Origin of the sequence: Bacillus sanguinis (assembly GCF_018332475.1) — a bacterium.
In the GTDB taxonomy this organism is placed as follows: Bacteria; Bacillota; Bacilli; order Bacillales; family Bacillaceae_G; genus Bacillus_A; species Bacillus_A sanguinis.
In genome coordinates this window covers 30475-51011 of sequence record NZ_BOQB01000036.1, presented here as the reverse complement: position 1 = coordinate 51011, position 20537 = coordinate 30475, and the positions used below count along the sequence as shown (strand labels likewise).

17 protein-coding genes are annotated in these 20537 nt (G+C 34.8%); 10 read left to right on the top strand and 7 right to left on the bottom strand.

All coding sequences use genetic code 11. From position 1 onward, the window contains the following. Positions 1–41 precede the first annotated feature (41 nt). From KI369_RS05595 to KI369_RS05585, 3 genes are all read right to left on the bottom strand, one after another. Positions 42–554, bottom strand: a complete 513-nt coding sequence (locus KI369_RS05595) for a GNAT family N-acetyltransferase (protein WP_000351216.1) — start codon at positions 552–554, stop codon at positions 42–44. Positions 555–699: 145 nt separating this feature from the next. Continuing rightward, complete coding sequence (locus tag KI369_RS05590) at positions 700–2163, bottom strand: sensor histidine kinase (RefSeq protein ID WP_212955319.1); 1464 nt, start codon at positions 2161–2163, stop codon at positions 700–702. Positions 2164–2380: 217 nt separating this feature from the next. After that, the gene (locus KI369_RS05585; protein ID WP_212955318.1) at positions 2381–3052 is read right to left on the bottom strand and encodes a response regulator transcription factor; all 672 of its coding nucleotides are present in this window, start codon (positions 3050–3052) and stop codon (positions 2381–2383) included. Between the two features lie 329 nt (positions 3053–3381). Here KI369_RS05585 and KI369_RS29620 point away from each other — a divergent pair, with 329 nt between their 5' ends. Then, complete coding sequence (locus KI369_RS29620) at positions 3382–3504, top strand: hypothetical protein (RefSeq protein ID WP_001068388.1); 123 nt, start codon at positions 3382–3384, stop codon at positions 3502–3504. 62 nt (positions 3505–3566) lie between these two features. On the opposite strand, the gene KI369_RS05580 is transcribed toward KI369_RS29620, so the two are convergent. From KI369_RS05580 to fdhD, 3 genes are all read right to left on the bottom strand, one after another. Then, positions 3567–3704 carry a hypothetical protein gene (locus KI369_RS05580; RefSeq protein WP_212955317.1) on the bottom strand — a complete coding sequence of 46 codons (138 nt, stop codon included), beginning with the start codon at positions 3702–3704 and terminating at the stop codon, positions 3567–3569. 144 nt (positions 3705–3848) lie between these two features. Continuing rightward, positions 3849–4355 (bottom strand): GNAT family N-acetyltransferase, encoded by a 507-nt coding sequence (locus KI369_RS05575; protein ID WP_000405874.1) that lies wholly within the window; start codon positions 4353–4355, stop codon positions 3849–3851. Positions 4356–4585: 230 nt separating this feature from the next. Further along, positions 4586–5392 carry a formate dehydrogenase accessory sulfurtransferase FdhD gene (gene fdhD / locus KI369_RS05570; protein WP_212955316.1) on the bottom strand — a complete coding sequence of 269 codons (807 nt, stop codon included), beginning with the start codon at positions 5390–5392 and terminating at the stop codon, positions 4586–4588. Between the two features lie 300 nt (positions 5393–5692). Here fdhD and fdhF point away from each other — a divergent pair, with 300 nt between their 5' ends. The 7 genes from fdhF to KI369_RS05535 all read left to right on the top strand — a co-directional run bounded on the left by fdhF (position 5693) and on the right by KI369_RS05535 (position 17212). Further along, entirely contained in the window at positions 5693–8629 is a 2937-nt protein-coding gene (gene fdhF, locus KI369_RS05565; RefSeq protein WP_212955315.1) for a formate dehydrogenase subunit alpha, read from the top strand. Between the two features lie 12 nt (positions 8630–8641). Further along, positions 8642–9124, top strand: coding sequence for a helical membrane plugin domain-containing protein (locus KI369_RS05560; protein WP_212955314.1), 483 nt, complete (start codon positions 8642–8644; stop codon positions 9122–9124). 156 nt (positions 9125–9280) lie between these two features. Beyond that, positions 9281–11152: a glycerophosphoryl diester phosphodiesterase membrane domain-containing protein gene (locus tag KI369_RS05555; RefSeq protein ID WP_212955313.1), complete on the top strand. Its 1872-nt coding sequence runs from the start codon at positions 9281–9283 to the stop codon at positions 11150–11152. A gap of 370 nt (positions 11153–11522) precedes the next feature. Continuing rightward, complete coding sequence (gene ald / locus KI369_RS05550; protein WP_088083212.1) at positions 11523–12656, top strand: alanine dehydrogenase; 1134 nt, start codon at positions 11523–11525, stop codon at positions 12654–12656. Positions 12657–12759: 103 nt separating this feature from the next. Beyond that, positions 12760–14175 carry an amino acid permease gene (locus KI369_RS05545; protein ID WP_212955312.1) on the top strand — a complete coding sequence of 472 codons (1416 nt, stop codon included), beginning with the start codon at positions 12760–12762 and terminating at the stop codon, positions 14173–14175. Between the two features lie 268 nt (positions 14176–14443). Next, positions 14444–14821 (top strand): ArsR/SmtB family transcription factor, encoded by a 378-nt coding sequence (locus KI369_RS05540; RefSeq protein WP_000918377.1) that lies wholly within the window; start codon positions 14444–14446, stop codon positions 14819–14821. A 24-nt stretch (positions 14822–14845) separates the two neighbouring features. After that, positions 14846–17212, top strand: coding sequence for a heavy metal translocating P-type ATPase (locus tag KI369_RS05535; protein ID WP_212955311.1), 2367 nt, complete (start codon positions 14846–14848; stop codon positions 17210–17212). A gap of 204 nt (positions 17213–17416) precedes the next feature. On the opposite strand, the gene KI369_RS05530 is transcribed toward KI369_RS05535, so the two are convergent. Next, complete coding sequence (locus KI369_RS05530; RefSeq protein WP_212955310.1) at positions 17417–18880, bottom strand: nicotinate phosphoribosyltransferase; 1464 nt, start codon at positions 18878–18880, stop codon at positions 17417–17419. A gap of 199 nt (positions 18881–19079) precedes the next feature. Here KI369_RS05530 and KI369_RS05525 point away from each other — a divergent pair, with 199 nt between their 5' ends. Both KI369_RS05525 and KI369_RS05520 read left to right on the top strand, forming a co-directional pair. Next, positions 19080–20351 (top strand): helix-turn-helix transcriptional regulator, encoded by a 1272-nt coding sequence (locus KI369_RS05525; protein ID WP_212955309.1) that lies wholly within the window; start codon positions 19080–19082, stop codon positions 20349–20351. A 2-nt stretch (positions 20352–20353) separates the two neighbouring features. Continuing rightward, positions 20354–20479: an NprX family peptide pheromone gene (locus tag KI369_RS05520; RefSeq protein WP_000738188.1), complete on the top strand. Its 126-nt coding sequence runs from the start codon at positions 20354–20356 to the stop codon at positions 20477–20479. Positions 20480–20537 lie beyond the last annotated feature (58 nt).

Genomic DNA, 20537 nt, shown 5'->3' with positions numbered 1-20537 from the left:
AATAGTAAAAAACATCCTCATACATGAGAGGATGTTTTTTACTATTTATTTTCATCTAAGAATAAGACCATATGCTCTTCGTCCCAATATTGTCCGTTATATTTTAATGAACGTTCTTGTACACCGAATGTTTTAAATCCTAATGATTCATAAAGTTTTTTTGCTCCATCGTTGCCAACAACAACATCAAGCATAACTTGTTCTACCTCTAAAGATTTAGCAAGTTCAAGACATTCTTTAATAAGTGCTTTTCCTGCTCCAAGCCCGCGTGCTTTTGGAGACACATATACAGAACCGATTTTAGCTTTATGTTCTTGTTTTACATATGGTTTCGTTTCCAGTGTCGCAACCCCGATTAATTGTCCATCTTTAAATGCACCTAGCGTATAGTTTTCATCTTGTGCTAATTTTTGTGCTTTATATTCAATCGCACACTCTTTATTAATAATATCTTCATAAGAAGAGCTGAAAGCTTCAGGGTTTTGCTTTAATCCTTCTACACGAAGTTCTAAGTAAATTTCCGCTTCGTCTTTTGTTAATACATGGATATCCAATTATATCACCCTCCAAATCTTTGCAAATGTACCTTTATTTTATATTGAAATAAGAATAATTTCAAAAGCTTAGCTTATATGAGCTCATTTTATGAACAAAATAACACCAGTAGTGTTTACTACTACTGGTGTTTTCACACGCATCTTATTCAAAAGGTAGCTCAATTATAAAGTTTGTTCCTACTCCTATTTGGCTTGTTACTAGAATGGAACCGTTATGCAATTCTACAATTTCTTTTGCAACAGCTAGCCCAATACCTTTTCCGCCAGTAGCCCTCGTTCTAGATTTATCAACACGATAAAAACGATCAAAAATATGCGGGATATCTTCTTCAGGAATACCTTCTCCTTCATCGTCTACACTTATTGTAAAAGAATTTGTTTCCGTGAGTACACGTATCGTAATAGATGTGTTTTCTGGCGAATGTTGATAAGCATTGTGTAATAAATTTAACATAACTTGTTCCATACGTCTTTCGTCTATGCAAACTTCTAAATTATCTTTGCAATATACATGGAGTTGCATTTGTTTATTTGTTAATGTTGTTTTTGTTTTTTCAACCATTCGTTCTAAAAATGGCCTAAGAATCACTTTTTGTTTTTTGATAACAAACTGGTGTTGTTCTAATTGCACCAGCATAAATAAATCTTGGACGAGATCAGTCACACTATCTGTTTGATCCTCAATGATTTGTAAGTATTCTTCACGCTCTTCTTTCGTTAAAGAGTCCCTTTTTGCTACCTTCGCATAACCTTTCATATAGGTCAATGGAGTTAATAGTTCATGGGCAACACTAGCGAGAAATTCATTGCGTTCTTTTTTCATATAAGTCAGTTCGCTGGATAAATCTTCAATTGTTTTTGCCAAGCTTCCAAGTTCATCATTCCGTTTAATACCTAATTGAATTGGTTTATTTAATTTTGACATTTTTTCTGTTGCCCTCTTCATTTTTATAAGCGGTTCTGTAATAACACGAGAAAAAACAAAGACAGAAATAGTCGTTAAAATAACTGTCAAAACACTAATGATAAGAAATTGCTTCATGAGTTTAAGTAACATATTTTCTAAGAAAGATGTTTTTAATAACATATATAACTTTCCTTGAAACTCTGCTGTGTTAAGTGGGCATACCGTTGTGATGAATTTTGATTTTTTCCAGTTCTTTTCGACAACCAATCCGTTTGCTGGAATAGGTTCTGTTTTACATGTAAGTTGTTTTTGCATTGCTTTTGTTACGGGTTCTGAAGTGGAAATGATTTTGCCATTATTGTCCGTTATTATGATAGCTATATCAGAGTTGGCAATTAATTCTGATTCTACTAAGTGTTCAGCTTCATCCGCGATATCGAACTCTGGATACACAGGACGGTTAGGATTTTTATTGTATTCAGTGCGTCCGACGTGTTTCTTTTCTTTAGCAATGGCACTCCACTTTGCGCGTTGTGTAATTTTGTTACTATAGCGATTACCTTTTTCTAAAAGAGCAAGTGTTTCTTCCTCAATCCGCATTGTTGAAATGCTTTTGTAAAAAGATACGAAAGCAATTGTTTCAATACATAAAGCTAATATTAAAAAGTATGTCCCAATTTTAAGGGAAAGTTTACTCATTTTCTCACCATACCTTATTTCATATAAAGTGAAACTTTAATCAGTGGGGGTTTTCTTCATCCCCCACTGATTATTAGCCCTCACCAATCGGACTTTTATGGGCAGTTGATCCCCACCTAACTTCTTTGCTTTCGCTGCATTTTGAGGTGGGGGTCTTACTGCCCATTAAAGCGGGATAAAGGGTCAGTGATATACTATTGCTCACTGACCGAAGTAATTATTCACTTTTCCATTTATATCCGACTTTATAGACAGTTTCTAAGTAATTTTCAACAGGAAATTCTTTTTTGCGTAATTTATCACGGATATTGCGAATATGTGAATCGATTGTTCTATATTCAATGTCTGTTTCGTAACCCCAAATTTTTTCGATTAAATCATCTCGGCTATAAGCACGGTTTGTATTTTGCAAAAATAGTCCAAGTAACGAAAATTCGATAGGAGTTAGTGAAATTTTTTCATCATATACTGTGACAGTATGTTTTGTTTTATCCCACTCAATACCATTGAAGCTAACAAATCCATCCTTCTTTGTACGGCGTAATATAGCCTCAATTCGTGCAACTAATACATGCTCATCAAATGGTTTTGTAATATAGTCATCCGCGCCCATAGTGAGGCCTTTCACCATATCGTAATTTTGATTACGAGCTGTTAGCATGATGATTGGAACGTTGGAAATTTGACGGATTTGATAGCAAGTATCCCAGCCATCCATATTCGGCATCATAACATCTAACAAAATAATATCGAAGTCTTTTTGTTCTATTAACTTTAATGCTTCAAGGCCAGAGGTAGCTTTCATACAAAAATAGCCACGAGGACTTAAGAACAGATCTAATAATCGTAACATGCGTTCTTCATCGTCTACTAATAAAATTTTAACCATAATCTTGTGCACCCCAAACTGTTCATTCTACTTGTATAGTTTACATGAAAATAATAAAAAACTCTTTTTATGTGATTGAGTGGAAGAGTTATTTTTCGCTCAGAGTAATTGACATAAAAAATGCACTAGTTTTGCACAACTATTTTTTATAATAGAAAACGTAGCGACACAAAATACCCTATGTTGCGACATAACGTCATGTCATTTTATTTATAAAATGACAATTCCATTCTATTGTGTATGTGAGATAGAGAGGGTTTTCGTATTCACCTCGCATCGGATAAGAAAAATTTCCTATCTCACACTTTTTTTAAAAGGAGATCATACACATGAATCCAAAAGAAGAAATTTCAAAAAAAGAAAAGCAAGATCGTAATACGGTTGTCATGTGCATTGCCGTATCTATGGTTATTATTATAAGTTGTGTAAATAAAATTTTGGGAATTTTATAATATAAAAAAGCTTATTGCTTCTTAAGAAGCAATAAGCTTTTTTCATTATTAGGGGAATCGTTCTATATAATAAACCAAGGTAAAATTGCTAATCCAGAAGTTACAATTGCTGTAGTAAATATTAAAAGCATAGCTCGTTTGTTTTGTTTCATGTCACATTCTCCTCTACCTATCAATTGAATGCTATACGTTCGTTTCATAATTGGTGCCTCACTTTATACTTTTAGTATAATGAATGGAAAGGTTTGGTACGATCGATAAAGGTGACATGAAGATTACATTGTTGTAATGAAAAAAGCACCTTTCTTAATAAGAAGATGCTTTTAAAAAACGATATTGAAGTATTAATCATTTAAGAACAGAACCATATGTTCCTCGTCCCAATATTGACCGTTATGTTTTAATGAACGCTCTTGTACGCCGTAAGTTTGGAAACCTAATGATTCATATAATTTTTTGGCACCAGCGTTACCAACTACGACATCGAGCATAAGTTGTTCTACATGTAATTTATCAGCGTTTTCAATAATTGCTTTAATGAGAGCTCGTCCTGCCCCAAGGCCACGCGCTTTAGGGGAAACAAAAACGGAACCGATTTTTGCTTTATGTTCTTGTTTAATGAAAGGCTTTGTTTCTAAAGTAGCAATGCCGATTAAATCGTTATCTTTGAAGACCCCGAGAGTATACTTATCCGGATTGCTTAATCGTTTTGCCATAGCAGCCACAGGATCCTCATGTTTCAGAACATCTTCATAAGAAGAGCTAAAAGCTTCCGGGTTCTTCGTTAAACCTTCCATACAAACTTTTAAATATATTTCTGCATCCTCTGTCGTTAATAAGCGAATTTCCATAGTTGTTACCTCCTTGGTCGATTTCAAATAAAATAAATCGATTACTTTTATAAGTTTGTGTATGCGTTTTGTTAGCAGTCTCTTTTAATTTGTAAAAGAATGAAAAGATATATGCTATAATGTTTTGTTTTTAATATGTAATGAAATTATATATTAACTTTATTAACTATTCAAGTGTTTAATATATTACATTTTTATAACTAAAATAACTCCTCAATTGAGGAGTTATTTTAGTTATTCAATTGATAACCATCAATTCTATGCGGATGTGTGTAAATATTGCAAGATTCATTTCTAATAAATCCTACGACTGTAATGCCTAAATCATGCGCGAGTTGCAATGCTAATTTTGTTGGAGCGGATTTAGATAGAACAATTTCACATCCTATTTTTGAAACTTTGAGTAAAATTTCGGATGAAATACGCCCGCTAAATGCGATGATTTTTCCTTTAACAGATATATCGTTACGCAAACAATGGCCATATATTTTATCTAATGCATTATGTCTTCCGATATCCATTCTTGATATAAGGATATTATTTCGATCACATAGCGCAGTATTGTGAACACCGCCAGTTTGGCGAAAGGTAGTGGAAGATTGTTGTAAAGTATTCATTAAATGAAAGCATTCTTCAGGAGTAATTTTCACGTGTATATCATGTAAATCTTTTGCTTTTGCTGCATCGTTAACGAAAATAAAACCTTGTCTACCTTTTCCACAGCAAGAAGTGATGTAACGCTTATTATATAAAGTTTGATAGAGCGGATTTACTTTTGATGAGGTTACATGGACAATTCCGTTATCTTTTTGAACCCATAGTTCTTCAACATCTTTATAGGATGAAATAATCCCCTCAGAAATTAAAAAACCAATTACCATATCTTCAATGTAATTTGGTGTGCATACAACTGTTACATATTCCTCACCGTTTAATTTAATAGTAATAGGAGATTCTGTAACAATCTCATCAAGTTGTTTTGAAAATGTACCAGATTGATAGCGTACAATTGTATAAGTCTCTTGCGTAAGCCCCATATTAAATTCCCCTTTTATATGTATTTCTCTCCCATATTTATCATAAAACAATGGGGAAATAAAAACATCTATTAGCAAGAAGATTACAGATTATTTTGGTTATTATTGTATATGTACGATATAATAGAACTGTAGAATAGTGATATTTTTAAGCTTTCGTAGTTATACCTTATAACATCTAGAATCGACTTCATAAGAAAAGTATTTGGACAGAGCGTTTCAAAAATATGTACAGTAATGCAATTTTGAAAACGGATTCATAATTGTGTTGTACAGTTGGTTGTAAGGAGAGGGGAAACTATGGCAGAACAGACAGTCCGTGTAACCGTGGATGGTAAAGAATTTTCCATATCGGGTGAAAAGACGATACTACAATTATTTAACGAGAGTAATTTGGAACATCCTCAAATTTGTCATGTACCAGAAGTAGATCCAATTCAAACTTGTGATACGTGTATTGTAGAAGTAAATGGGAAGTTATTGCGTGCTTGTTCAACGAAATTAGAGAATGGTATGCATATCGAAAGACAGTCCAAGCGTGCAAAAGAGGCACAAACTGAGGCAATGGATCGAATATTAGAGAATCATTTATTGTATTGTACCGTTTGTGATAACAATAATGGTAACTGTAAAGTCCATAACACAGTACATATGATGGGAATTGAAGAACAGAAATATCCGTATGAGCCGAAAGTAAGTGCTTGTGAAGTGGATATGTCACATCCGTTTTATCGGTATGATCCAAATCAATGTATTGCTTGTGGACAGTGTGTAGAAGTATGTCAAAACTTACAGGTTAATGAAACGATATCGATAGACTGGAACTTAGATCGTCCACGTGTTATATGGGATCATGGTGTAGGTATAAATGACTCATCTTGTGTAAGTTGTGGGCAATGTGTAACAGTATGTCCATGTAATGCGTTAATGGAAAAATCAATGTTAGGCGAAGCTGGGTTCATGACAGGATTAAAACCAGATGTGTTAGATCCGATGATTGATTTTGTAAAGGATGTAGAGCCTGGATATAGTAGTATTTTAGCGGTTTCAGAAGTAGAGGCTGCGATGCGTAAGACGAAAGTTAATAAAACAAAAACCGTTTGTACATTTTGTGGTGTCGGTTGTTCCTTCGAAGTATGGACGAAAGATCGCCATATATTAAAAGTGCAACCTGTTTCAGATGCGCCGGTTAATGGTATTTCCACATGTGTAAAAGGTAAATTTGGATGGGACTTTGTAAACAGTGAAGATCGCATTACGAAGCCATTAATTCGCCAAGGAGATATGTTTGTTGAAGCTTCATGGGAAGAAGCATTAGAAGTTGTTGCTTCTAACATGCAGCATATTAAAACTGAATACGGTAGCGATGCATTTGGATTTATTTCTTCTTCGAAAGTAACGAATGAAGAAAATTATCTTATGCAAAAACTAGCCCGACAAATATATGGAACAAATAATGTAGATAACTGCTCGCGTTATTGCCAATCTCCAGCAACAGACGGTTTATTTAAAACTGTTGGTATGGGTGGGGATGCTGGAACAGTGAAAGATATAGCTGAAGCAGGCCTTGTCATTATCGTTGGTGCGAATCCAACAGAAGGACATCCTGTACTCGCGACGCGTGTAAAACGTGCTCATAAATTACACGAGCAAAAACTGATTGTAGCAGACCTTCGTAAACATGAAATGGCAGAGCGTGCAGATTTATTTATTCACCCGCGCCAAGGTACGGATTACGTATGGCTTGCTGGTATTACGAAATATATTATTGATCAAGATTGGCATGATAAAAAGTTTTTAGCTGAAAATGTGAAGAACTTTGATGAATATAGCAAAATGTTAGAAAAGTATACGCTTGATTATACAGAAGAAATTACGGGGATTTCGAAAGAGAATCTGAAAGAAATGGCTCGTATGGTATATGAAGCAGATGGTACGTGTGTACTTTGGGGAATGGGTGTGACTCAAAATACAGGAGGAAGTACAACGTCCGCTGCCATTTCAAATTTACTGCTTGTTACGGGTAACTATCGTCGTCCTGGTGCAGGTGCATATCCATTACGTGGACATAATAACGTACAAGGTGCTTGTGATATGGCAACATTACCAAACTGGCTTCCTGGTTATCAAGCAGTATCAGATGATACGCTTCGTGCGAAATTTGAAAAAGCATACGGTACAACGATTCCGAAAGCACCAGGATTAAATAATATTGCAATGTTACTTGCAGCGGAAGAAGGAAAACTACGCGGTATGTATGTCATGGGTGAAGAAATGGCTTTAGTCGATTCAAATGCGAACCATGTGCAACATATTTTAGCTAATTTAGATTTCCTTGTTGTTCAAGATATGTTCTTATCAAAAACAGCTCGTTTTGCCGATGTTATTTTACCAGCGGCACCAAGTTTAGAAAAAGAAGGAACATTTACGAATACAGAGCGCCGTATTCAAAGATTATACGAAGTATTGAAACCACTTGGGGATTCAAAACCAGACTGGTGGATATTACAAAAAGTTGCTCGTGCACTAGGCGGGGATTGGAATTATGAAAGTCCAAGTGAAATTATGGACGAAATAGCATCACTTGCACCGTTATATTCTCAAGCAACGTACGACCGTTTAGAAGGATGGAATAGTTTATGTTGGGGTAGTCATGATGGTAGCGATACACCGTTATTATATGTAGATGGATTTAACTTCCCAGATAAACTTGCTCGCTTATCATTAGATGAATGGGTACCACCGGTTGTAGCGCCAGATGAGTATGATTTACTTTTAAATAATGGTCGTATGCTAGAACATTTCCATGAAGGGAATATGACGAATAAGTCGGCTGGTATTTTATCTAAAGTATCTGAAGTATTCGTTGAAATTTCGCCTGAACTTGCCCTAGAGCGCAATGTGAAAGATGGTGGTCTTGTAGAATTAGCATCACCATTTGGAAAGATTAAAGTACAAGCGCTTATTACTGATCGTGTAACGGGGAAAGAGCTATATTTACCGATGCATGCAACGATAAATGAAGAAGCGATTAATATTTTAACTGGGACGGCAACAGACCTGTATACGTGTACACCAGCGTATAAACAAACGATGGTGAAAATGCGTGTATTACGTGAAAAAGGAAATCGTCCGTTACCATCTTCAAACCCGCGAGATAAAAAGCGCAATCCGCAAAATGGTGTTGAAATCGAGCAAAAGTGGCAAAGAAAACAATACGTATCACTTGTGGACTAGGGGGCGGAGATAGTGGCGAAAGAAATTACGTTAATTAAAAAGAAAGTTGTAACAGAGGAAGAACAGAAACAGCAAGTAGCAGATGAACTTCTAAATGAGCTATCTAATAATCGTGAAGCAGTAGAAGAAGCAATGCAGCTTTTAGCACAGTTGCAAAAGGCTGGTATATTAGATGCGGCGATTAGTTTACTTGCTGCGAAGGAAGATGTTTCAAAAATCGCTGTGGAGCAATTAAATCGTGAACCAGTTAAAAATGCACTCAATAATATGATGGGGGCAGGGGAAGCGCTATCCGCAGTTGACCCAGAAGTAACAAAGCAAATCACATCGAGTTTAGTTGCTGGATTGCAATTTGCTACAGATGAATTAAATAGTGGAAAAAAAACAAAAGTGATGGATTTCTTTAAAGTGTTAAAAGATCCAGATATCAATAGAGCCATTACATTCGGTTTTAGCTTCTTGAAAGCATTTGGACAAGGGTTAGAGAAAAAATAGAGTAAATGAAAAAAGTGATGGGGAGTAACCATCACTTTTTTCATTGTATGTATAAGAGTGTTCATGTTAAGCGGAATATATTATTATTAAAAAGATGGGTTAGAAATGGAAATATGGAATCCATCTCAAATATCGTTTTAGAATGTGGAGGAATATATGCAACACCGTAAAAGACTATCTATACCAGGAGTAATGGGACATTCCTTTCAAACGGTTAAATTTGCTTTTTGGAATGTATTAACCTTTCAACTCGCTTATAAATTATTAGCAGCGATTGTATTTGTCCCGCTATTTGGGATCATTTTTAATAAGTTATTGTATTTTGGTGGTTATGCAAATGCGACGAATGATGAATTATTAGCATTTTTAAAGACGCCATACGGCATTGTGGCAATCGTAATTTTATCATTGTTAGCTCTGTTTCTTATCTTTACGGAATTTGCGGTGCTTATTATTATTTCGTACTTTGCTCATAAAAGGCAAAAGGTGAGATTACGTCCAATTTTGTATAAAACAGTAACGTATTTACCTACTCTTTTCACATATTGCTTACCGGGATTTATTTTATATGCTGTCGTATTATTACCTCTTCTAAATATGGGATATGAAACAGCATTAATCCCGCAAATTCAAATTCCTAACTTCATTACGGGAGAACTGTTTAAGACAACGATGGGACAAGTGGGTTATTACACATTCTTTGCTGTAGTTGCGTATTTGAACCTTCGCTGGATTTTTGTTCTACCTATTGTTGTTTTAGAACAAAAGCCATTTCGCGTGGCAGCACGTAAAAGTGCAAAGTTAGTAAAAGAAAGCTTTTTTAAAGTACTATTCTTTTTAGTAGGATTTTTTATTTCAATAGGAATTGTCTATGTCCTATTTTTAGGAATATATTTATTATGTCTATGGGGTGTTTATGAATTTACAAACCCGAAAGGGACATTTGCATTATTAGCGGAATCAACAATTTCTGTATTTCTAACGAGTACATTGTATTTATTTAGCTTTATCGTGACACCATTTTATATTATGGCGATTACGAGATTGTATTTACAAAAGGTTCCGGTTGAAGATGTTTTATTAGAAGAAGGATTAGATTATTCGAAAACGAAAGCAGATAAATGTTTCTTCCAAAAACATCGTTGGAAATTTATTGGCGTATATATTGTAGGAATTATTACGGCCGGAATGGTTGTTGCCTTCATTGTGACCTTTATTACAAACACGTATAAAGAACCAATTATTATGGCTCATCGTGGTTATATTTCAAAAGGTGTAGAGAATACAAAAGAAGCTTTGCAAGGCGCTATTGATGCGAAAGCAGACTACGCTGAAATTGATGTACTGCAAACAAAAGACGGTGAATTAGCAGTTATACATGATTTGAAGTTGAAACGCCTTGCTAATGCTAATGTTCATGTATCAGATTTAACGATGGACGAGTTAAGACAACTTACTCTTAGTCAAGATGGGTTTTCAGGAAAAATAAGTACACTTGATGAGATTATTAAGCTGGCAAAAGGAAAAATCAAACTCAATATTGAAGTGAAGCTTCATGGGGGCGAAAAAGATTTCGTAAACAAAGTATTAAAAACGATTAAAGATAATGAATTTGAAAAGCAATGTGTCATTCAAACGTTACACTATCCGCTTATAAAAGAATTTAAGCGTGCAAATCCAAATATAAAAGTAGGATATATACTGTATGCAAGTAGAGCTCACTTAAAGAATGTGAAGGCTGATTTTTATGTAGCAGAAGAATACATGCTAAATAAGAAATTAGTAAAAGAAGCAAGGAAGTTAAACAAGCCAATTTACGTATGGACGGTAAATGATATGGAAAGTTTAAAGGGATATTATAAATTAAACGTAGATGGTATCATTACCGATTATCCTGAAGATGCACGTGAAACAATTAAGATGTTAAAAGAGCAAGAAGAGGAAGAAAGTGATCTGTTTGATAAAATTACTGAAACAACAGATGATTTATTTTCCAAGTTATTTATAAGTTATCCAGCTGCTGGCTAAATGCCCGCAGCTGTTTTTTTTATGAAAAGAATATATCCCTAAAGTAATGTGCAAATTAATAACTGTATATGTATACGGCGTCAATGGGATTTCTTACATTGTTACATTATTGTCGAATAATAAATGATTGCTGCTTATTTTTAAGGAGTATAATAAAAATAGAGTAATAGATAATGAAATGTAACGAAGATGCTAATAGAATCAATGTTCCATATATTTACACTATTCTAAATATATAAACTTTAAAAAAATGATATGTTAGCGTTTTCATAACTTTTAAGTTATGCTAGAATAAGGACATAAGTTATTAATTATTACAAAAAGAAAAAAGACTTTCTTTTTTCTGTTAATTATAAGGGGGCATTTCATTATGCGTATTGGGGTACCAGCAGAAATTAAAAACAACGAAAACCGTGTGGCAATGACACCAGCAGGTGTTGTACATTTAATTCGTAACAATCACGAAGTATTCATTCAAAAGGGTGCAGGTTTAGGATCTGGTTTCACAGATGCTCAGTATGTTGAAGCGGGAGCAAAAATCGTTGATACAGCTGAAGAAGCTTGGAACATGGAAATGGTTATGAAAGTTAAGGAACCAATTGAAAGCGAATACAAACACTTCAGCGAAGGTTTGATCTTATTCACATACTTACACTTAGCTCCAGAACCAGAATTAACAAAAGCGTTAATCGAGAAGAAAGTTGTTGCGATTGCATATGAAACAGTACAATTAGAAAACCGTTCTCTACCATTACTTGCACCTATGAGTGAAGTAGCTGGTCGTATGGCTGCACAAATTGGTGCACAATTCCTTGAGAAAAACAAAGGCGGTAAAGGTATCTTACTTGCAGGTGTTCCAGGGGTTAAACGTGGTAAAGTAACAATCATCGGTGGTGGACAAGCTGGTACAAATGCTGCTAAAATTGCAGTTGGACTAGGTGCGGATGTAACAATCATCGACTTAAGTGCAGAACGTCTTCGTCAATTAGATGACATTTTCGGAAACCAAGTAAAAACTTTAATGTCTAATCCTTACAATATTGCAGAAGCTGTAAAAGAGTCTGATCTTGTAATCGGTGCAGTATTAATCCCAGGTGCAAAAGCGCCAAAACTTGTAACAGAAGAAATGATTCAATCAATGGAACCAGGTTCTGTTGTTGTAGATATCGCGATTGACCAAGGTGGTATTTTCGAAACAACTGACCGTATTACAACTCATGATAACCCAACTTACGAAAAACACGGCGTTGTTCATTATGCAGTTGCAAACATGCCAGGTGCGGTTCCACGTACATCAACTCTTGCATTAACAAACGTAACAGTACCATATGCAGTACAAATTGCTAACAAAGGCTACAAGGAAGCTTGCCTAGGCAACTCTGCATTACTAAAAGGTATTAATACATTAGATGGCTATGTAACATTCGAAGCAGTTGCAGAAGCTCACGGTGTAGAGTACAAAGGTGCTAAAGAATTATTAGAAGCAGAAACAGTATCTTGCTAATAGAAGCATTATACAAAACAAAATCGAACAATATATAAACCAACATGATAAGAGCTAAGAGTGAATATCTCTTAGCTCTTCTTGGCAAAAGGGGGCATACATCGTGGCCAACCTATTTAAAAAGAAATCCGTTACGCAATTGTTAGGGGAAAGTAAAAGTAAAACTTTAACGAAAACGCTAGGGGCATTTGACCTAACAATGCTAGGGATTGGTGCGATAATCGGTACAGGAGTTCTAGTATTAACAGGATTAGTAGCAGCAAGAGATGCTGGTCCAGCAGTTATTTTTTCATTCATGATTGCAGCGATTGTTTGTGGATTTGCAGCGTTATGTTATGCAGAAGTTGCATCTACACTGCCGGTTTCAGGTAGTGTGTACACATATTCATATGCGACAATTGGTGAGTTTATTGCCCACTTAATGGGATGGACATTACTATCCGTATATGTCGTAACAACTGCCGCAGTAGCTGGTGGATGGACAGGTTATTTCAATAACTTAGTGAGTGGATTTGGATTAGAAATTCCGACAGAGTTGTTAAAGATTCCATCACAAGGTGGTATCGTGAATTTACCAGCAATCATCATTACATTAGTTTTAACTTGGTTACTATCAAGAGGTACGAAAGAAAGTAAGCGTGTGAATAACATAATGGTATTAATTAAAATTGGTATTGTTGTTTTATTCATTGCAGTTGGTGCGTTTTACGTACAACCAGAAAACTGGACACCATTTATGCCATACGGTGTTAGTGGAGTCTTTGCCGGAGGGGCAGCAGTATTCTTTGCTTTCTTAGGATTTGATGCATTAGCAACTTCTGCTGAAGAAGTAAAAAATCCACAACGTGATTTACCGATTGGTATTATTGCTTCGTTAATTATTTGTACAATCATTTATGTTGTAGTTTGTCTTGTTATGACAGGTATGGTTTCTTATAAAGAATTAGATGTACCAGAAGCTATGGCATATGTGTTAGAAGTTGTAGGACAAGATAAAGTAGCAGGTGTAATCGCAGTTGGAGCTGTAATTGGTATTATGGCTGTAATCTTTGCTTACATTTATGCAACAACACGTGTATTCTTCGCGATGAGCCGTGATGGTTTATTACCAAAATCATTTGCGAAAATTAATAAGAAAACAGAAGCGCCAGTATTCTCAACTTGGTTAACAGGTATTGGTAGTGCTTTAATTGCTGGATTTGTCGATTTAAAAGAATTGTCGAATTTAGCGAATATTGGAGCATTGTTAACATTTGCGATGGTTGGTGTGACGGTTATTATTCTTCGTAAAACACATCCGAATTTACAACGTGGCTTTGTGGTACCGCTTGTACCAACGCTACCTATTATTTCAATCGCATGTTGTCTATTCTTAATGTTTAACCTACCATTAACAACATGGATCTACTTCGGTGTTTGGTTAGCAATTGGAGTAGTTGTATACTTTGTTTATTCGAAAAAACATAGTCATTTAAAAGACGATGGAAGTTCGCAGGATAATTTAGAACAAGCTAATTAACAGCTAATTAAAAGGGATATAAGTATAAGTAAGCCTTGTGCGTCTAGGGAACGCGCAAGGCTTTTTTCTTTTGTGCAAAATGTACATCTTTTCTTGTATGAGAATGTAATGGATGCGGAAAATATGGATAGATCTTTTTTAAATGTGAACGGAATGTTCATGAAAAATATTTCAGATTTCATTGACACATATGAATAGACGCTCATATAATAAGAGTATAAGATATATGAATGATTGTTCATATGTTCAAATGAAGAGGTGAGCTATAATGGCTGGAAATAAAGTAGAAACACCACAAGAGACATGTTCTCAAACGATAATTCATGAAGAAGTTGTTGATCAAGTAAAACAAACAATTCCAACTGATGAAAGTTTAAGTAAAGTAGCAGAATTATTTAAAGTATTAGGAGATCGTACACGGACGAGAATATTACATGCATTATTTGAAGCTGAAATGTGCGTTTGTGATTTAGCTTATTTATTAGGAATGACACAATCATCTATTTCACATCAGCTTCGTGTATTAAAGCAAGCGAAGCTGGTAAAGAATCGTAAAGAAGGAAAGGTCGTTTATTATTCGTTAGCTGACCAGCACGTAATTCATATCTTCGAGCAAGCGTTTGAACACGTAAATGAGGAAGAATAAAAAAGAACGTGAGGAGGGAGAACGATGGCTGAAGCATTAGTGAAAAAGAAACTGGTGTTAGAAGGTTTAGATTGTGCGAACTGTGCAATGAAAATTGAAAAAGGCGTTGGGAATATAGAAGGAGTAAACTCTTGCTCTGTAAATTTCGCGACAAAAACAATGGTTTTAGAAACGGCACAAAATAAAGAAAGTGAAATTGTTACAGAAGCAAAACAACTCGTTACAAAATTAGAACCGCACATTAAAGTACAAGAAGAACAAAAAAATAAAGTTGCAAAAGAAGTATTTATATTAGAAGGTTTAGATTGTGCGAACTGTGCGATGAAGATTGAAAATAAAGTGAAAGAAATGCCCACTGTTTCAGCAGCAACTGTTGATTTCGTATCAAAGAAATTAAGAGTTGAAGTTGCGAATAAAAGAGAATTAGAAGCAACTGTAGCAAATATAACAAATATCGTACAAAAGTTAGAACCCGATGTGAAAGTTGTTCGTGAAGAAAAAGGTGGTCATGACCACGGACATAGTCACGACCATGGTGAAGCAAATGTGAAAAAGATGGTAGGACGATTAGTGGTCGGCGGAATTTTGACAGCAATTGCTGCATTAGCTGGCTTACCACAAATGATAACAATTACGCTATTCGTCCTTGCATATTTATTAATAGGTGGAGATATCGTTTGGAGAGCGGTAAGAAACATAACTCGTGGCCAAGTCTTCGATGAGAACTTCTTAATGGCAATCGCAACACTAGGAGCTTTCGCGATTCAACAATATTCAGAAGCTGTTGCGGTAATGCTATTCTATCAAGTAGGGGAACTATTCCAAAGTATTGCGGTAAACCGTTCTCGAAAATCAATTACTTCATTAATGGATATCCGTCCTGATTACGCGAATGTGAAGGTTGGAAATGAAACAAAACAAGTATCACCAGAAGATGTACAAATCGGCGATTATATTATTGTGAAGCCTGGTGAGAAAGTACCATTAGACGGAAAAGTAGTTGAAGGAACATCAATGGTAGATACTTCAGCATTGACTGGTGAATCTGTACCACGTGAAGTTGAAGTTGGAAATGATGTATTAAGTGGTTTTGTGAACCAAAATGGTGTATTAACAATTGAAGTTACAAAAGAATTTGGTGAATCAACTGTATCAAAAATTTTAGATTTAGTTCAAAATGCAAGCAGTAAAAAAGCGCCAACAGAAAACTTTATTACGAAGTTCGCGCGTTACTACACCCCAGTTGTAGTTATTACAGCAGCGATTATGGCGTTTATTCCACCACTTATTTTAGAAGGAGCTACATTCTCAGAATGGATTTATAGAGCTTTAGTGTTCTTAGTAATCTCTTGTCCATGTGCGTTAGTTGTATCTATACCTCTTGGATTCTTTGGAGGAATTGGTGGTGCATCTAAAAGCGGTGTGTTAATAAAAGGAAGTAACTATTTAGAAGCTTTAAATGATGTAAAATATATTGTTTTTGATAAAACAGGAACATTAACAAAAGGTGTCTTCAAAGTTACAAAAATGGAACCAAGCGAAGGTATTACAAATGAAGAATTATTAGAGTATGCAGCATTTGCTGAAGTGTATTCTAACCATCCAATTGCACAATCGATTAGAAAGGCATATGGAGAATCAATTGATGAAAAAATAATCGATGATTATAACGAAATTTCTGGTCACGGTACAGTCGTCAAAGTACAAGGAAAAAAAATTTTTGCAGGTAATGCTAAATTAATGAGAAAAGAAAACATTACATTTAAGCAACCAGAAACGGTAGGTACATTAGTTCATGTTGCTGTAGATGGGGAATATGCAGGTTATATTGTTATCTCTGATGAGGTAAAAGAAGATTCAAAACAAGCAATTCAAAAATTAAAAGAACTAGGTATTAAGAAGACGGTCATGTTAACTGGTGATGCAAAGCTAGTCGGTGAAGCTGTTGGTAAAGAATTAGGTTTAGATGAAGTTCACGCAGAACTATTACCGCAACAAAAAGTAGAAGAGATTGAAAAAATTGATGCGGCGAAGCACGGAAAAGAAAAAGTTGCTTTCGTTGGTGATGGTATTAATGACACACCGGTATTAGCAAGAGCAGATGTTGGTATTGCGATGGGTGGTTTAGGATCAGATGCAGCGATTGAGGCGGCAGACATTGTTATTATGACTGATGAGCCTTCAAAAATTGCAACAGCCTTAAACATTGCAAAACGCACACGACGCATTGTATGGCAGAATATCATCTTTGCATTAGGTGTAAAAGGATTAGTTTTATTACTTGGTGCGTTTGGTATTGCAACAATGTGGGAAGCTGTCTTCTCAGATGTTGGTGTGACACTACTTGCAGTGTTAAATGCAATGCGTGTATTACGAGTGAAGGATTTATAAAAAAGAGGACGCAACCTGCGTCCTCTTTTTTATTAGTGATTTTGTTGAAATTGATTCAATAAAATAATATCAAATATTATTTTATTTTTGAATAGTATAATATTAAAATTTACAAATAAAAAACATTCATCTTATTATTTTAATATATTTTTTACAAATATCCATATAGTATTGAAAAAAACAGAGAAGGAGAAACTTCTCTGTTTACTTTTGTATGTTTTTTTCAACTTGTTCTCGAACAGTTTGAATGTAATTCATTTTATGATCCCAGCATTCTTGACTTAAGTCGACAGGGTACTCTTCGGGATTTAAAGTTCTCATATACTCTTCCCAAAATAGTGCGAGACTCTGTTCATTGTATTTTTGAATATCTAATATGTCTGGTAGTTCATATGTTCTTTCACCGTTAACGAAAATGTCTTTATGCAGTTCGCGAGCTTCAAAGTTTGTTACAAATTTGCTTATATACGTGTGAACAGGATGAAACATTTTTAAACGTTCTTCTTTTCCTGGATCTTCAGAATCTAATGCAATATAATCACCTTCTGCATGATTGTTAACTCGATTGATAATGCGATAAATTCGTTTCAGTCCTGGAGTGGTAATTTTTTCAGGATTAGATGAAATTTTAATTGTATCATTTAATTTTCCATCAGTATCTTCAATCGCAACTAGCTTATACACAGCCCCTAACGCTGGTTGTTCAAAGGATGTAATTAATTTTGTTCCAACGCCCCATACATCAATTTTTGCGCCTTGAGATTTCAAGTGCATAATTGTGTACTCATCTAAATCGCTAGAAGCAATAATTTTTGTATGTGTAAATCCAGCCTCATCTAATAGTTTTCTTGCCTTTTTAGATAAATAAGCCATATCACCACTATCAAGGCGAATGCCGTAAAAATCGATACGATCTCCAAACTCTTTCGCGACGCGAATCGCATTTGGAACACCTGATTTTAAAGTGTCGTATGTATCAACGAGGAAGACGCATTTTTTATGAGTTTCAGCGTATTTCTTAAACGCGACATATTCGTCGCGATACGCTTGAACGAAAGAGTGAGCGTGTGTGCCGGCTACGGGTATTCCGAAGCGCTTCCCGGCCCGTACGTTACTCGTAGATGAGAAACCACCAATAAAGGCAGCGCGTGTGCCCCAAAGAGCAGCATCGAACTCGTGAGCACGTCTTGTACCGAATTCTAAAAGTTCGTCATTATTTGCAGCGTGCTTCATACGAGTAGCTTTTGTTGCAATTAATGTTTGGTAATTCACAATGTTTAACAGGGCAGTTTCAATAATTTGTGCTTCGCCGAGCGGTGCATCAACACGTAATAAAGGCTCGTTATTAAATACAACTTCACCTTCTTGCATACTTCGAACCGTCCCGGTAAATTTCATATTTTGTAAATACTGAAGGAATTCTTCTTCGAATTGTAATTCTGCTAAATAAGCGATATCGCTTTCCGTAAAACTGAAGTTTTCTATGTACTCTACAATCTTTTCAAGGCCAGCAAAAACAGCATAACCGTTCTCGAATGGAAGCTTTCGAAAGTATAAATCAAACACCGAGCGGCGATTATGAATACCATCTTTCCAATATGTATAAGCCATATTAATTTGATATAAATCTGTATGTAAGGCATAGCTATCGTCTTTATAATAAGTCATCGCGAAAACACCTCCATAATTTGGTTATAGTATACCAATTTTTCATCGCTCGTAGCAAAGAATGGATATGAAAGTATAGTCAAGAGGTAAAAAAATGAAATATTGCATATTTTTTAGAAAATTAACATTTATCAATTTATATTTCTCAAGATTTTATGTATTATTAGAGTAATGGGGGTAATGAGAATGGAGGAGGACAATGCAACAAACATTAGAAAAAATAGGCAAACAAGTCTTTTATAAACGGCTACAGCAAAAAATGACACAAGAAGAATTATGTCAGGGCATTTGTTCTGTCTCATACTTAAGTAAAATCGAAAACGGAAAGATCGAAGCATCAGAAGAAATTCTACAATTGCTCTGCGCAAGATTAGAAATTGCCGTGACGGATTTGAGAGATGTAGAAGAAGATGTGAAGGGGAAGCTGGATGACTGGTTAAATGCATTAGTTCATTTGGACAAGCCACAAGTAGAACGCATATATGAAGAGTTGCAAGGTGAAGTGAAGCATGTTTTGGATTTTGAAATTATAAATTATTATAAACTGCTTTATACTCGTTATTTAATTATGAAACGAGATTTTCCTGCTGTTGAAGAAGAATTAGAGAGATTAAAAAAGATGTACAAAAAGTATTCGCCATTTCAGAAACTATTATATACGTATAGTAAAGGTCTATATTATTTTTTACAGCATAAATATAAAACGGCCTTAGATTATTTAGTTCAAACTGAAGTGATGGCGAAAGAACAAGGCTATTATGAAACTGGAATCTATTATAATTTAGCTCTCGTTTATAATGAATTAGAAATAGAACATATGGCTTTACATTTTGCTCATTTAGCTATGGAAGGCTTTAAGAATGAATATAAATTTCGTCATGTGATTAATTGCCAGTTATTGATAGGGTTAAGTTATATACAGAAAAAACAATATAACGAGGCTTTGGGGATTTATAGAAATATTTTAAGAGAGGCTAATTCTTTTGCGGATAAAGATAACATAACAGCGATTGCTCTAAATAACATGGGGTATTTACATTACCATTTAAAGGATTATGCAAAAGCGAAAGAGTATTATTTACAATGTTTACAATACAAGAAGGAAGAAGATTTAGATTACATTGATGCTGTATATGAGATTGCATTGCAATGTATTGAATTGAAGGAATTTGAAGAAGTAAAAGAGTGGATTAATAAAGGGATAGAAGTTGCGAAAAGAGATGAGAAGTATAAAAGTATGTTATATACACTTTTAATACTTCAATATAAATATTTTGAAGAGAAGGGGGTGTATAAAAAGTTTTTAGAAACAGAAGCTTTAACATTTTTTAAGCAAGAGGAAAATAAAAAAGATTTAAAAAAGGTATATTTAGAATTAGCAAAATATCATGAGGAAGTATTAGAATTCCAGGAAAGTAATCGATATTATAGACTAACTATTAATTTATTAGAAGAAAAGGGAGGAAGATGAATATGAAAAAAATGATTTTTGGTGCATTAGCATTAGTGGCTATATTAGTAGTATTAGAACCTCAATATGCTTGGACTGGAGATATGTATGGTCAAGCTAAAGAAGTAATAGAAGTAATAAATTCTTAATAAAAACCCCTTTCCAATCGGAAAGGGGTTTTTCAATATTTGTTCCTCAAAATTCTAC

Coding starts and splice junctions, on each gene's coding strand:
- KI369_RS05590 (WP_212955319.1), bottom strand. CDS start 2,163: ATGAGTAAACTTTCCCTTAAAATTGGGACATACTTTTTAATATTAGCT.
- KI369_RS05585 (WP_212955318.1), bottom strand. CDS start 3,052: ATGGTTAAAATTTTATTAGTAGACGATGAAGAACGCATGTTACGATTA.
- KI369_RS29620 (WP_001068388.1), top strand. CDS start 3,382: ATGAATCCAAAAGAAGAAATTTCAAAAAAAGAAAAGCAAGATCGTAAT.
- KI369_RS05580 (WP_212955317.1), bottom strand. CDS start 3,704: ATGAAACGAACGTATAGCATTCAATTGATAGGTAGAGGAGAATGTGAC.
- KI369_RS05575 (WP_000405874.1), bottom strand. CDS start 4,355: ATGGAAATTCGCTTATTAACGACAGAGGATGCAGAAATATATTTAAAA.
- fdhD (WP_212955316.1), bottom strand. CDS start 5,392: ATGGGGCTTACGCAAGAGACTTATACAATTGTACGCTATCAATCTGGT.
- fdhF (WP_212955315.1), top strand. CDS start 5,693: ATGGCAGAACAGACAGTCCGTGTAACCGTGGATGGTAAAGAATTTTCC.
- KI369_RS05555 (WP_212955313.1), top strand. CDS start 9,281: ATGCAACACCGTAAAAGACTATCTATACCAGGAGTAATGGGACATTCC.
- ald (WP_088083212.1), top strand. CDS start 11,523: ATGCGTATTGGGGTACCAGCAGAAATTAAAAACAACGAAAACCGTGTG.
- KI369_RS05540 (WP_000918377.1), top strand. CDS start 14,444: ATGGCTGGAAATAAAGTAGAAACACCACAAGAGACATGTTCTCAAACG.
- KI369_RS05535 (WP_212955311.1), top strand. CDS start 14,846: ATGGCTGAAGCATTAGTGAAAAAGAAACTGGTGTTAGAAGGTTTAGAT.
- KI369_RS05530 (WP_212955310.1), bottom strand. CDS start 18,880: ATGACTTATTATAAAGACGATAGCTATGCCTTACATACAGATTTATAT.
- KI369_RS05525 (WP_212955309.1), top strand. CDS start 19,080: ATGCAACAAACATTAGAAAAAATAGGCAAACAAGTCTTTTATAAACGG.
- KI369_RS05520 (WP_000738188.1), top strand. CDS start 20,354: ATGAAAAAAATGATTTTTGGTGCATTAGCATTAGTGGCTATATTAGTA.